Source organism: Methylophaga sp. UBA1464, assembly GCF_002325665.1.
Lineage (GTDB): Bacteria > Pseudomonadota > Gammaproteobacteria > Nitrosococcales > Methylophagaceae > Methylophaga.
The window spans coordinates 21,027-35,138 of record NZ_DCSO01000085.1 but is presented as its reverse complement, the minus strand read 5'-3'; the positions used below and the strand labels follow the sequence as shown (position 1 = coordinate 35,138).

Below are 14,112 nucleotides of genomic sequence, written 5' to 3'. Positions count from 1 at the left end.
AGTTGGTGCCAGATAAGGGTGCTGCCCCACAACACCATCGCCCTCCACCTCCTGCTCATGACCATCGCCGCCAGTGATTTTCCAGTAACGCGATAATAACCGGGCCGGGGTGTCGCCCTCATTGGTGATAGTAATGGTATAGGCAAAAAGATATCTTGCCCTTGCCGGATCGGATTCATGATCCAGGTAGGTGGTTTCTACATTAACCAGAATGTGATTTTTTTTATCTGTCATGCCGAACATTATAACGCGTTTCGAGCCAACAAACGTGCACCTAACAGCCCCACATCAGGATTATTAATCAGGTAGACCGGAATTTTTTCCAACACGCCGCGCATTCGCCCCTTGGCAAGAAAAAACTGCATAAAATGTTCCTGCTTAAACAACGCTGAATTTTTTGCGGCAATGCCACCAGCAATAAAAAGTCCGGCTCCGGGCAAAGCAGTCAGCGCCAGATTGCCAGCCTGAGCACCATATATCTGCATAAATAATTGCATGGTTTTTACGGCTAATGGATCTGATTGCTTAAGCGCATAGTCACTAATCTGTTCAGCAGACAAGCTTACACATGAATCGGCGGCTCCCTGTTGCTCAGCAATAAACTGATACAACATCACCAGACCGGCACCAGACAATACACGTTCATAAGAAACATGGTCGTATTGCTCGAACAGCTTTTCCAACAGTTTCTGCTGTGTTCGTTCCTGTGGTGCGAAGTCAGTATGACCGCCTTCCGTTGGCCATACTCGCCAACCTGTATGTATTGGTGACAGAATAGCCTGCCCCAAACCGGTGCCCGCACCAATAACTGCCCTCAGGGCCCTGGCTTGAGGTTCCCCCGCTTGCAGAACCGTTAAATCTTCTTCACCAAGCTCATCAATACCATGACCCACAGCGGCAAAATCATTGATCAAAGAAATCTCCGCAATCGGAAACATCACCTGTAATTTATCAATATCGATTATCCAGGCAAGATTTGTCAGTTGAACCCGTCGGCCAGTCAACGGCGCTGCCACTGCAAAACAGGCACTGCTGACAGGAAAATAACTCGCTGGCACTAACGATAAAAACGTTGTCAGCAAATCCTCAAAATCGGTATAGGCTTTATTATCAAACCGTTGCTGTACGATCACCTCACCATCAAAATGGCTTAATTGCAGCAAGGTTTTGGTGCCACCGATATCGGCAGCTAACAACGTTTTCATATTATTTCGCTGCGGCAGCGTTATCCATAAACCAGTAGTAATCCCCTGTTGGAGCAAGTCGTTGCACCGGTAATCCAGTTACCGCCCCGGTAGTGATATCTCTGACAATATCTGCTTTGGCTTCACCGGCAATAAAGACAATGACCTGTCTGGCAGCATTGATTACCGGATAGGTCAATGTCACGCGCCAGGATTGAAATTTTTCAACAAATAAACTGGCAGTCAACGTATCGGTTACTTCAAGTGCCGGAGTATCGGGAAATAATGAGGCGATATGGCCATCTGGTCCCAAACCCAACAAGACTAAATCAAATGGTCTATCTTCCATAATCAACTTGATGGTATCAGCATAACGAGTGGCCACTTCAGTGGCATCGCCACTCTCAGTGGGCATGCGATGCACATTTTCAGCAGGAATAGGTAAATGATCCAGCATAGCCAATCTGGCCATTTTAAAATTGCTGTCATCATGCGTCGCCGGCACGCAACGCTCATCACCAAAAAAGATCTGCACCCGCGCCCAATCAATCTGTTCGATATAAGGCGATGTGGCCAGCTTCTGATAGAGACCTTTAGGTGTAGAGCCCCCGGCCAGCGCAACATAAAACACACCCCGTTTAGCAATAGCTGAACGTGCAGTCACAACGAAATGTTCGGCAGCTGCTTCGATCAAGCGCTCTGAATCAGGCAGAATTTTTTGTTCAGCTTTCATGTCTATCCTCAACATTAACAATAATTTTGTGCGGTATCTCGCTGACAGTGTCAGCCAAATCCTGTTAATTTAGCAATCATGCTGTACTGACAGCAAGCCAAACTCGACTTCAAATTATCTTTCACAGGAACATTCTCTATGAAAAACACTTTTTTTGCCCTTACGATGTTGTTGTCATCCGCTGTGGCGGTTGCCGAAAATGATTTGAATTTTAATCTGGTCAACCTGAATGCAACAGCGGCTACAGAAGTGGCTAACGACCAGGTAACCAGCGTCATTCAGGTCATGCTTAATGGAACAGATCCAACTAAACTAGGCCAACAGGTCAATCAGCGCAGTAATCAGCTGTTGGAAAAAATCAAGGCTTATGACTCGGTAAAATCACAAACCACCGGCTATCAAACCCGTCCGATGTACAAAGACAGCCAAATCGTTTCCTGGCAAGTTAGCCAGCAAATTCGTCTGCATAGCCATGATTTCACACAAATGAGTGAGTTGTTAGGTGACGTGCAGGATTTGGGCACCGTGCAATCGATAGTATTTTCGCTGTCTGATGAATTAATCGAATCCACCCAGAACGAATTAATGCAGCAAGCTATCAGCAAATTTCGCGATAAGGCGGCATTGATTCAGCAGCAATTTGATGAGCCGGGTTATCGTCTGGTCAATTTATCAGTGAACACCAGCGGTTATGCCCCGGTTCATCGCATGGAAAGCAGTATGATGATGTCTGCCGATATGAGTAGCAAAAGTGCACCGGCAGCTCTGGAAGCGGGCAGTAATAAAGTGTCTGTTGATGTGCATGGGCAGATTCAGTTAATCAGCGATACCACTACCTTGACCGATTGATCACTTGAGAAACAAATCATAGGCCGGGTTATCGGTTTCCAGCCAATAGACATAGCCGAGGTTGTCCAGAAACGCCTGAAATTCTTCATTGAATTCAGGCGTCACCTGGATACCAACCAGTACCCTGCCATAGGCAGCACCATGATTTCGATAATGAAACAGGCTTATATTCCAGCGTTGGCCTATATGTGTCAGAAAGCGTAACAACGCACCCGGCCGCTCTGGAAATTCAAAGCGAATCAAACGCTCATTTTCGGCTTGAGGTGCATGTCCGCCCACCATATACCGAACGTGCAATTTGGCCATTTCATTATCGGTGAAGTCAATCCATTGATAACCTGCCTGCGTCAGGTTCTCAAACAAAATCTGCCGCTCTTCTTCACGCCCCGACATACGTACACCGACAAATACATGTGCCTGCTGATTATCAGCGTAGCGATAATTGAATTCGGTGATGCCTCGATCTGCCAATGCTTTGCAGAAGCGCTGAAAGCTGCCCGGCTGTTCATCAATGGTAGCGGCAAACAACACTTCCCGGCGTTCACCGATTTCGGCACGTTCAGCCACATGCCGTAACCGGTCGAAGTTCATATTAGCGCCGCTGTTAATCACCACCATGGTTTTATTATGTAAACCATTTTGCTGAATGTATTTTTTCGCACCAGCAATCAATAAGGCACCTGATGGCTCCGCAATCGAACGGGTATCGTCAAAGACATCCATGATCGCCGCACAGATTTCATCTGTTTCCACGGTGACCACATGATCGACCGTCTTTTGTGCAATGCGGAACGGCTCTTCGCCAACCTGCCTGACCGCTGTACCATCGGCAAACAAACCAACCTGATCCAATTTGACACGCTCCCCCGCATCCAGAGCAGCTTTAAGGCTGGCAGCATCTGCCGGCTCAACCGCAATGATTTTAATTTCAGGCCAGATAGCTTTGATATAAGCCGCCATTCCAGCCAGTAATCCGCCACCACCTACGGGAATAAATACCGCGTATACCGGATCCGGATGCTGGCGCATGATTTCCATTGCAATTGTGCCCTGTCCGGCGATCACCAATGGATCATCATAGGGATGAATAAACACCCTGCCCTGATCAGTTGAAACCTGCTTAGCATAATCAAAGGCTTCATCGTAACTGTTGCCATGCAAGGTAATTTCAGCACCTAACATGCGTACCGCTTCGACCTTGATGGGAGGCGTGGTGACGGGCATCACAATCACCGCAGAAATGCCCATTTTATTGGCGGCCAATGCCACGCCCTGCGCATGGTTTCCAGCTGAAGCGGCGACGACACCCTGTATACGTTCGGCTTCAGTTAAATGACTCATCCGGTTATAAGCGCCACGTAACTTAAAGGAAAATACCGACTGCAAGTCTTCGCGCTTAATCAGAATCTGATTATCCAGTCGCTTGGATAATCTTGGCATCAAATCCAAAGGTGTTTCGATAGCGACATCATAAACGCGCGCTTTGAGGATTTTTTCTACATAGCCTGTGAGCATGGGGTTCCAGATTCAGTCTGTTAGGTTAACGAAAGATGACTACGTTACCATTGACCGCTATTTATCTCTATAATTAGCCGGATAAAATCAAGCCATTCAAATTAACAAGGAATCGCAATGACTGCTGATGAAATGAAGAAACAAGCTGCCTGGTCGGCTTTGGAATATATTACTACCGACGGTGTTGTAGGTGTAGGCACTGGCTCTACCGTTAATCACTTTATCGATGCCTTAGCGACTATCAAACATCGCATCGAAGGTGCCGTGTCCAGCTCCAATGCTTCCACACAGCGTTTAAAAGATTATGGCATTGAAGTGTTTGATTTAAATGATGTGAAAGAAGTCGCGGTATATGTCGATGGTGCCGATGAGTCCAACCATAATCTGCAACTGATTAAAGGTGGTGGCGGTGCATTGACCCGCGAAAAAATTATTGCTGCGGTTGCTGATAAATTTGTCTGTATTGCTGACGCAACCAAATTGGTCGATGTATTGGGTAAATTCCCGTTACCGGTTGAAGTCATTCCGATGGCTCGTAGTTATGTTGCGCGTGAGATTGTCAAACTGGGCGGCCAACCGGTTTATCGTGAAGGTGTGATCACCGATAATCATAATGTCATCCTGGATGTACATGGTCTGGATATCATGGAACCTATCAAACTGGAAAAAACGCTGAACGATATCGTAGGCGTAGTGACTAACGGCTTGTTTGCCATGCGTCCTGCGGATGTGTTGTTGCTTGGCACCGAAAACGGCACTCAAACCGTCCATCCTAAATAATTTGCACCTGCCCGCTGTTAAGGCGGGCATTTTGCCAGAGCGAAAATATGTTCAGACCTCTAAGTGTCTATATCGGCACCCGTTATACCCGGGCCAAACGGCGTAATCATTTTATTTCGTTCATTTCCATGACCTCCATGCTGGGTGTTGCACTCGGTGTGGCGGCGTTGATTACTGTTTTGTCCGTAATGAATGGCTTTGAAAAGGAATTACGTGAACGGATTCTGGGAATGACTTCGCATGCCTTTGTTACCGGTTCCGGCGGCACGTTGTCTGACTGGCAAAAAGCAGAAGCTTTAATTGAAGGCTTTCCCCGCGTCATGAGTTCTGCCCCATTCGTGGAAGGCCAGGCGATGCTGAATCAAGGAAGCCGGGTTCGTGGGACCCAAATTCGCGGTGTGGATCCAGCTCTGGAGCCAAAAGTCTCTTCGATTGGCGACAAAATCATTCAGGGTCGTTTTGATTCTCTGCAACCAGGAAGTTACGGCATTATTCTGGGTAAGGATCTGGCCATCGCAATGGGTGTTGGCACCGGCGATAAAATTACCGTCATAACCCCGCACGTCACCCCAACTCCTGCGGGGGTGATTCCTCGCCTGAAACGTTTAACTGTCGCCGGTGTGTTTGAAATCGGAATGTATGAATATGACAGTGCTCTGGCCATCATGAATATCGAGGATGCCGCTAATTTATTCCGTATTCCCGGTAAAGTGACAGGGCTGCGCTTACAACTGGATGATGTTTACCAGGCACCACGAATTACCCGAGATTTATTACAAACCTTACCAGCAGAATACCGGGCAGCCGACTGGACCTATCAACACGCCAACTTTTTCCGTGCATTAAAAACAGAAAAAACCGTGATGTTTGTCATCCTGATGCTGATTGTCGCTGTTGCAGCATTTAACATTGTTTCAACATTGGTAATGATGGTCACGGATAAATATTCAGATATCGCCATTCTGCGAACGTTGGGCATGTCGCCACGCGGCATTATGGGGATCTTCATGGTGCAAGGCATTGTGATTGGACTGATAGGCACCCTGCTGGGGGTAATTGGCGGAGTCATTCTGGCGCTGAATGTATCGAATATTATTGCCTGGATTGAGATGCTGCTGGGTTATCAATTCCTGCCAGCGGAGGTCTACTACATTAGTGACCTGCCCTCAGAGCTAAACTGGAATGATGTGACCGTTATCGGTATTACCGCGTTTGTATTATCGATCCTGTCGACCATTTACCCTTCCTGGCGTGCCGCTCAGGTGAAACCGGCTGAGGCATTACGCTATGACTAATCATGTGATTCGCTGCCAGAATCTGGTGAAACGATATAAAGACGGCAATCTGGAAACGCCTGTATTACAGGATGTTAATCTTCAGGTGGTTGCAGGTGACCGTATAGCGATTGTCGGCAGTTCCGGTTCAGGCAAAAGTACCTTGCTGCATCTCTTAGGTGGACTGGACAGCCCAACCAGCGGACAGATTGAAGTATTGGATCAGGATATCAGTAAGCTGTCCGTCAATGCTTTGAGTAAACTGCGTAACCAATCTTTGGGATTTGTTTACCAGTTTCACCATTTGCTACCAGAGTTTACTGCAGAAGAGAATGTCGCCATGCCTCTGGTCATCGGCGGTATGCACCCTAAATCAGCGAAACAACAAGCATCTGAATTATTACAACAGGTGGGCCTTGGCCATCGCGTACATCACAAACCCAGCGAATTATCGGGTGGTGAACGTCAACGTGCAGCTTTAGCCCGTGCCTTGATTACCAAACCCGCCTGCCTATTGGCCGATGAGCCCACCGGCAACCTAGATCATCATACCGCTGAAGGGATTTTTGATTTGATTATGCAACTGAATGCCGAATTGGGTACTGCGCTGGTAATAGTGACCCATGACCGTCAATTAGCTGCCAGAATGGATCAGCAATTAACCTTAATCGACGGTAAGTTACAAAACTGACTTTATGGCTGGTTATTGTCATTATCCTGTCGTGCTTTTTGACGGCGATAACGTTTTAACCAGCTATTAATCACCACCAGACGCCAGATCAATCGCACGATAATGACACCGGCCACGGCCGCAAACGCACCACAAACCACCGAACCAAGTAAGAACGGTTGCCAGACAAAGCCTATCTCCTGCCACAACCATTCCAGACTAAAAGCGAATTCATGGGTACGCAGTGGTACATCAAGCAATGTAGCGCCGACTTTGTAAGTAAAAAAGTAGATTGGCGCCATGGTCAACGGATTGGTTATCCAGACACACATTACTGCAATAGGCAGATTTACCCGTAACCAGATAGCCAGCAGACCAGCTACCAGCATTTGACCCGGCATCGGTATAAAAGCAAAGAAAACCCCTATCGCAACTGCCGCAGATACCGATCGGCGATTAAGGTGCCATAATTCCGGAGCCATTATCCTTTCGCCAAAACGACGCATGTGCTTATGCTCGCGCATCGTCACATGATCTGGCATTATTCGTTTTAGGAACTTACGAGGCATTATGTCTCAGCATTACGGACAAACGGCGGTCATTATAGGGATATATGATCAAACCTGCCATTGCATTTTTGTCAGGCTGTTTATTAGTGGCATGGTTGCCGCAGCTACCCTCATTGTATTGGCTGCTCACACTATTCCCCTTGATTGTTATTGCCTGGCGTTCGTCACAATGGACCATTTTGTGGTTTATTGTTGCTCTACTATGGACCGGTATCCAGACGCATATCAGATTAGATAATCAACTTGATGCCACACTTGAACGACAAGATATTCTGGTCAGTGGTTTCATTACTTCACTTCCCCATCATAACGTTCAACACGTTCGTTTTGAATTCAAACCAGAAAACAGCAGCGTAAAATTACCCGCCAAACTTCGTCTAAGCTGGTATTTTCCACCAGATATCACTCCCCAGGCCAACGAAAAATGGCAATTGCTGGTTCGTTTAAAAATGCCTCAAGGCATGGCGAATCCCGGCGGTTTTGATTATGAATCCTGGTTATTCCAGCAACAGATCGGCGCGACAGGTTATATACGACAATCAGAGCTGAATCAAAAGTTACAATCCGCCCCGATGTATTCGGTTAACTACTGGCGTGCAACATTAATCGAAAAGATGACTTCTCTAATGGAACATAGCCCGCATCTGGCCCTGATTCAGGGGCTGGGCGTTGGAAGTCGAGATCTCATGCAACCAGAACAATGGGAAACCTTAAGAAAGACTGGTACCAGTCATCTGTTAGCGATATCCGGTCTACATATTGGTCTGGCGGCTGCTTTGGGATTTTTTGCTGTCAAAACCGTTTGGCGGATGCGCAGTCGACACTTATTAATATTAAGTGATCGGCAAGCGGGCGCTATGGGTGGCTTTTTACTCGCTGTGTTTTATGCACTGCTGGCCGGTTTATCCATCCCAACGCAACGCGCTTTAGTGATGGTCAGTGTGGTCATGCTCAGTATTTTTATCAAGCGCCGTGTTGAACCGTTACAGGTGTTAAGCCTGAGTTTAATACTTGTTCTATTTATCGATCCGTTTGCTGTGTTGGCCGTGGGTTTCTGGTTATCATTTGCTGCCGTCATCTGCATTTTGTACGTAGCACAATATCGACAACCTGCCCGAAAATGGCTTTGGTTGCATATTCACTTTTGGATAGCCGTTGGCTTGACGCCTCTGTTGCTGCTGTTTTTTCAGGAAACCTCTCTGATAGCACCGTTGGCCAATTTACTGGCTGTGCCTTTGGTGAGTTTTCTGATTGTGCCGCTATTGTTATTAACACTGCTGCTCTTAAGCTTTGATGTACAGATAGCAGCATGGCTGCTGCATCTTACCGAAAGGCTATTGTCGTTATTGTGGTGGTATCTGGATTGGCTGGCGCAATTACCTATATCCGTTTGGCAAACTCCGGTATTTTCCATCGGATTGCTTAGTCTGTCAGTCATTGGCATCTTGATATTGCTCGCACCGCGCGGTTGGCCGTTACGCTGGCTAGGCCTCATATTGATCCTGCCGCTATTCTGGTACAGCCCAAAACGACCTGATGCGGCAGAAATCTGGTTTACATTATTAGATGTAGGCCAAGGCTTATCAGCCGTTGTACAAACCCAAAATCATACTCTGGTGTTTGATACGGGTCCGACATTTGGTGATTTTGATACCGGCTCGGCAGTCGTTGTACCGTACCTTCGTCATCTTGGCGTAAAACACTTGGATACCTTGGTGATTAGTCATGCGGATAATGATCATATCGGTGGAGCTCATGCGGTTTTGTCTAATTATCCTGCCAGACAAATCCTGAGTAGTGATCCCGATAAACTAACTGACAGTGCGCTTTGTCAGCAGGGTCAATCATGGCAATGGGATGAGGTTCTATTTGAGGTGTTACATCCGTCTAATAATGATAGCGGCAGTCGGAACGACTTATCCTGTGTCCTCAAAATCAGCAGTCAATATGGCAGCATCTTATTAACCGGTGACATTGAACGACGGTCAGAATCCGGCCTGGTCAGACAATATGCCCGCCAACTCAGTGCCGATATTTTAATCGCACCTCACCATGGCAGTCGCAGTTCATCTTCTTTGGCATTTATCCAGCAGGTTTCCCCCCGATTTGTGTTATTTGCCAGCGGCTATCAAAATCGTTATAACTTTCCTGCTGCCGATGTAGTTGCCCGCTATCATGAGATGGGTAGCAAGACCTATCAAACGGGCAGGCTGGGCGCATTGTTTATCAAACTCGATCGAAAAATGAATTTAATGCCCACAGGCTGGCGTGAACAACATCGAAGATTATGGATGCGTAACGCTACTGAATAAATGCGTTTTCACGTATCATGGCAACATTTATTTCACTGGGACGGATGGAGCATGCTGGAACTATTTAAAGCAGGTGGCTGGCTGATGTTACCGCTACTTGGCTGTTCGATAATTGCCATTGCGATTATTGCCGAGCGATTTTGGAGCCTGCAACAACGTCGAATTGCACCACCTGAATTAATCACCCAAATCTGGCAATGGTTACAGTTCAAGCAAATCGACCAATACCGCATTAATTCGCTGCAAAAGAACTCTCCGCTCGGTCAAATTCTCGCGGCCGGTCTGATTAATCGCAACAGTTCCCGTGAGATCACCAAGGAAAGCATTGAAGATACCGGACGTCACGTCACCCAGCAGCTGGAACGCAATCTCAATACCTTGGGAACCATTGCGGCGATTTCACCTTTAATAGGATTGTTAGGTACGGTCATTGGTATGATCAAAGTCTTTGCGGTCATCAGACTGGAAGGTGTCGGCAATCCGGAAACGCTCGCAGGCGGTATTTCCGAGGCTTTACTCACTACTGCTGCCGGTCTGGTTGTGGCCATTCCCAGTGTAATCTTTTATCGCTACTTCCGCGGCAAAATTAATCAGCTGGTAGTGAGCATGGAAGAACAGGCCATGCAGTTAATTGAAATGTTACATGGCGAACGTGAGTTTGATCCTGATGAGGCGCGTTCGCAATGAAACTGTTGCCGCGGAACTCTGAAGAACCCGATGTCAATCTGACTCCGATGATTGATGTAGTGTTTCTGTTGCTGCTGTTTTTTATGGTATCCACTAGTTTTATCCGGGAAAGTTCACTTAAAGTGGATTTACCGGAAGCCAGCGGTCAGGCATTAGCCGAACAGGAATCACCGATTGATATTATCATTCGGGCGAATGGTGAAGTGCTGGTCAACGATATCCCAATGACCGAGCTGACACGTGATGCCTTACGTGATTTGCTAAAAACCACCGCAGGGGATAATGACAATCCGCACATTATTATCAGTGCAGATGCCAATGCAGAATACCAGCATATTGTGACGGCAATGGATGCAGCACAATTACTTGGTTTTACCCGTTTGACACTGGCAACACGCCAAAAAACAACTGAGATTCCATGAAACAAACTGCCAGCGAGATGAGCGCTTTTCAACTATATAAGCGCCTGCTTTCCTATGTAAAACCTTACTGGTTGGTGTTTGGCGCTGTTATTTTGTCCATGCTTGTTTATGCTGCCAGCGAAACGGCCATGGCCGCCTTGATGAAACCCCTGATGGATGGCAGTTTTGTTGAAAAAGATCCGTTTATTATTAAATGGATACCCATCGCATTAATCGGTATTTTTCTGATTCGAGGCGTTGCCAATTTCCTGACTACATATGGTTTGGGCTGGATCGCCCGGAATGTGATCATGACCTTGCGAACGGAAATGTTTGATCGTTTGCTGACCTTACCCGCCAGCTTTTGTGACAAAAGTACTTCCGGTCAGCTGATGTCAAAATTGTTATATGACGTTGAGCAGGTAGCTGATGCTGCCACCGATGCCATTTTGGTACTGGTTCGGGATACATTGACAATTATCGGCTTACTGGCATGGATGATTTATCTGAACGGCATGCTGTCATTAATCATCTTGCTGACCGTGCCATTTATCGGTTTACTGGTCTACAAAATCAGTACCCGTTTCAGACGCATCAGTAAAACTATTCAGGACTCCATGGGCGATGTGAGTCATACCTCCAGTGAGGTTATCGAGGGGCACCGTGAAGTCAAAACCTTTGGCAGCCAGCAATATGAAGCGAAACGTTTTGACAAGGTCAATCAGCTCAATCGTCGTCAGCGGATGAAAAAAATCGCTACTGAGGCAACCAGTCAGCCAATTATTGAATTGATTGCCGTTCTGGGCTTAGCCGTTGTTATTTATCTGGCCACCTTACCGCAGATGCTTGAACAGATTACTGTGGGCACTTTTATTTCCTTCATCACGGCGATGTTTATGATTCTGACACCGCTTAAACGCCTCACCAAACTTAACTCCAAACTGCAGGCGGGTATTGCCGCCGCTGACAGTGTATTTACCATGCTGGATCAAAAACCAGAAGCCGATACCGGCGAGCAACAGCTTAAACGTGCTAAAGGTGATATTCGCTACGAACAGGTCAGCTTTCAGTACGACACTACGTCACGAAAAGTGCTGGACAACATCAGCTTTGAAATTAAGGCGAGTCAGACTATCGCTTTTGTCGGCCATTCCGGCAGTGGTAAAACCACTCTGGTAAGTTTGTTACCTCGGTTTTATTCGCCGACTGAAGGTCGGGTTTTAATTGATGATATTGATATCACCACACTTAAATTACTGGATTTGCGTAAACAGATTTCTCTAGTCAATCAACAAGTTATTCTGTTCAACGATACTATTTCCAATAATATTACCTACGGACAGAAGGAAGACATTGCTGAAGAAAAAATTATTGAAGCAGCTAAAGCCGCACATGCCTGGGAGTTCATCCAGAAACTGCCTGAAGGCTTGCAAACTCAAGTCGGACAGAATGGCGTATTACTCTCCGGCGGGCAACGCCAACGTCTTGCCATTGCCCGAGCCTTGTTACGTGATACGCCTATTCTGATTCTGGATGAGGCCACCGCCTCACTTGACTCTGAAGCCGAAAGACATATTCAATCAGCATTAGAAAACCTGATGCAAAGCCGGACAACTCTGGTGATTGCTCACCGGCTTTCCACCATAGAAAAGGCTGATCTTATTGTGGTGATGCATGACGGACATATTGTCGAGACAGGTACACATCAGCAATTGCTGGAGAAAGGTCATCACTATGCTGAATTACATCGCTTGCAGTTTCAGCAGCAATAATGAAAACCGATTGGCTAACCAATAGCTGGAATCACCCCACTCCGCTCACTTGGTTATTATTGCCTTTAAGCTGGCTATATCGACTGATTATTCTGCTGCGACGCCAGGCATATCGGGTTGGCATCTTCAAGCAATTGTCATTGCCGGTACCGGTAATTGTGGTGGGTAATATCAGTGTAGGTGGCAGCGGCAAAACGCCTTTTGTCATCTGGTTAGCCCGGTATTTAAAACAGCAGGGTTGGCGGCCGGGTATTATCAGTCGTGGTTATGGTGGCAAAGCCGAACACTATCCCTGCAATGTGCATCAACACAGCCTGGCTTCAGAAGTCGGCGATGAACCGCTGTTGATCCATCGGCGCACTCAGTGTCCGGTAGTGGTTGCTGCAGATCGGCTTGCAGCCGGCAAACAGTTACTGGCAGAAAATGACTGTAATATCATTATCACTGATGATGGTTTGCAGCATTACCGACTGCAACGAGATTTGGAAATCGTCATTCTTGATAAAAATCGCGGTCTGGGAAATCAGGCTTGTTTACCTGCAGGACCATTGCGAGAATCAACCTCGCGGTTACAAACGGTCAATTTTATTATTCACCATGGTGAGGGAAGTAATGCTGATCTGACGATGCAACTACAGATCCAGCAAGCTATTCAATTGCAGAAAGAAATAACTCAAAAACCGTTATGTGAATTTAGCAATACACCTGTTCATGTCGTTGCCGGTATCGGACATCCACAGCGTTTTTTTGACCAATTGCAACAACAGTTCGGCTTAACCGTTATCCCGCATGCCTTTGCGGATCATCATCGTTATACTGCCGCTGATTTCCAGTTTGCCGAGCCATACCCCATACTGATGACAGAAAAAGATGCGGTAAAATGTCAGGCATTTGCGACAAACAACATGTGGTATGTGCCTGCTGAGGCGCAGCTGAGCCCTTCGCTTGGCCCTGAAATCGATAAAAAACTAAGAGAGCTTTTACATGGATAAGACCTTATTGGAAATACTTGCCTGTCCTGTCTGCAAGAGTAGCGTTGTCTATCAAAAGCAATCGCAGGAATTGATTTGCAAAGCCTGTCGGGTCGCCTATCCCATTCGGGATGAAATCCCAGTCATGCTTATAGATGAGGCGCGTGAACTGACTGCGGAAGAAATCGACTGATGCAATTTAAAATCATTATACCCGCCCGCTTTGCCTCAAGCCGGCTACCCGGTAAACCTTTGCGTGAAATTGCAGGCAAACCGATGATTCAGCATGTCTATGAGCGCGCGTTGGCCAGTGAAGCGAGTGAAGTCATTATCGCAACAGATGATCAGCGTATTGCCGATGCAGCGAAAAGTTTTGGTGCAGATGTCTGCATGAC

The 14,112-nt window shown here is 46.8% G+C and carries 16 protein-coding genes; 11 read left to right on the top strand and 5 right to left on the bottom strand.

All coding sequences use genetic code 11. The features are described 5' to 3' along the window. The 3 genes from B3O33_RS10945 to pgl form a co-directional block, all read right to left on the bottom strand. On the bottom strand, positions 1-234 hold a 234-nt coding region (locus tag B3O33_RS10945), incomplete at its 3' end, for an ApaG domain (protein WP_292363582.1). Positions 235-242: 8 nt separating this feature from the next. Beyond that, complete coding sequence (glk, locus tag B3O33_RS10940; RefSeq protein ID WP_292362303.1) at positions 243-1,205, bottom strand: glucokinase; 963 nt, start codon at positions 1,203-1,205, stop codon at positions 243-245. Position 1,206: 1 nt separating this feature from the next. Next, a complete protein-coding gene (gene pgl / locus B3O33_RS10935; RefSeq protein ID WP_292362302.1) occupies positions 1,207-1,917 on the bottom strand; it encodes a 6-phosphogluconolactonase in 711 nt (236 codons plus the stop codon). Between the two features lie 138 nt (positions 1,918-2,055). Here pgl and B3O33_RS10930 point away from each other — a divergent pair, with 138 nt between their 5' ends. After that, a complete protein-coding gene (locus B3O33_RS10930; protein ID WP_292362301.1) occupies positions 2,056-2,766 on the top strand; it encodes an SIMPL domain-containing protein in 711 nt (236 codons plus the stop codon). Here B3O33_RS10930 and ilvA read toward each other — a convergent pair whose 3' ends face one another. Then, complete coding sequence (gene ilvA, locus B3O33_RS10925; RefSeq protein ID WP_292363581.1) at positions 2,767-4,281, bottom strand: threonine ammonia-lyase, biosynthetic; 1,515 nt, start codon at positions 4,279-4,281, stop codon at positions 2,767-2,769. It abuts the gene before it with no gap. A 117-nt stretch (positions 4,282-4,398) separates the two neighbouring features. Here ilvA and rpiA point away from each other — a divergent pair, with 117 nt between their 5' ends. Genes rpiA through lolD form a run of 3 tightly spaced genes read left to right on the top strand, consistent with a single transcriptional unit; the run spans position 4,399 to position 7,026 of the window. Then, a complete protein-coding gene (gene rpiA / locus B3O33_RS10920; RefSeq protein WP_292362299.1) occupies positions 4,399-5,061 on the top strand; it encodes a ribose-5-phosphate isomerase RpiA in 663 nt (220 codons plus the stop codon). Between the two features lie 47 nt (positions 5,062-5,108). Further along, a complete protein-coding gene (locus B3O33_RS10915; protein WP_292362297.1) occupies positions 5,109-6,356 on the top strand; it encodes a lipoprotein-releasing ABC transporter permease subunit in 1,248 nt (415 codons plus the stop codon). Next, on the top strand, positions 6,349-7,026 hold the full coding sequence (lolD, locus tag B3O33_RS10910) for a lipoprotein-releasing ABC transporter ATP-binding protein LolD (RefSeq protein WP_292362296.1): 678 nt from the start codon (positions 6,349-6,351) through the stop codon (positions 7,024-7,026). The genes B3O33_RS10915 and lolD overlap by 8 nt, the downstream gene beginning before the upstream one ends. A gap of 2 nt (positions 7,027-7,028) precedes the next feature. On the opposite strand, the gene B3O33_RS10905 is transcribed toward lolD, so the two are convergent. Then, positions 7,029-7,529 (bottom strand): DUF2062 domain-containing protein, encoded by a 501-nt coding sequence (locus B3O33_RS10905; protein WP_292363580.1) that lies wholly within the window; start codon positions 7,527-7,529, stop codon positions 7,029-7,031. Between the two features lie 89 nt (positions 7,530-7,618). On the opposite strand from B3O33_RS10905, the gene B3O33_RS10900 reads away from it, so the two are divergent. From B3O33_RS10900 to B3O33_RS10870, 7 genes are all read left to right on the top strand, one after another. After that, complete coding sequence (locus B3O33_RS10900; protein ID WP_292362294.1) at positions 7,619-9,886, top strand: DNA internalization-related competence protein ComEC/Rec2; 2,268 nt, start codon at positions 7,619-7,621, stop codon at positions 9,884-9,886. A gap of 51 nt (positions 9,887-9,937) precedes the next feature. After that, positions 9,938-10,573: a MotA/TolQ/ExbB proton channel family protein gene (locus tag B3O33_RS10895; RefSeq protein ID WP_292363579.1), complete on the top strand. Its 636-nt coding sequence runs from the start codon at positions 9,938-9,940 to the stop codon at positions 10,571-10,573. Then, positions 10,570-10,995, top strand: coding sequence for an ExbD/TolR family protein (locus B3O33_RS10890; RefSeq protein ID WP_292362292.1), 426 nt, complete (start codon positions 10,570-10,572; stop codon positions 10,993-10,995). The genes B3O33_RS10895 and B3O33_RS10890 overlap by 4 nt, the downstream gene beginning before the upstream one ends. Beyond that, positions 10,992-12,746, top strand: a complete 1,755-nt coding sequence (gene msbA / locus B3O33_RS10885; RefSeq protein ID WP_292363578.1) for a lipid A export permease/ATP-binding protein MsbA — start codon at positions 10,992-10,994, stop codon at positions 12,744-12,746. Before B3O33_RS10890 ends, msbA begins: the two co-directional genes overlap by 4 nt. Beyond that, positions 12,746-13,738 carry a tetraacyldisaccharide 4'-kinase gene (gene lpxK / locus B3O33_RS10880; RefSeq protein ID WP_292362290.1) on the top strand — a complete coding sequence of 331 codons (993 nt, stop codon included), beginning with the start codon at positions 12,746-12,748 and terminating at the stop codon, positions 13,736-13,738. The genes msbA and lpxK overlap by 1 nt, the downstream gene beginning before the upstream one ends. Next, a complete protein-coding gene (locus B3O33_RS10875; RefSeq protein ID WP_292362289.1) occupies positions 13,731-13,910 on the top strand; it encodes a Trm112 family protein in 180 nt (59 codons plus the stop codon). Before lpxK ends, B3O33_RS10875 begins: the two co-directional genes overlap by 8 nt. After that, the coding region (locus B3O33_RS10870; protein ID WP_292363577.1) for a cytidylyltransferase domain-containing protein at positions 13,910-14,112 on the top strand (203 nt) is incomplete at its 3' end. The genes B3O33_RS10875 and B3O33_RS10870, both read left to right, overlap by 1 nt.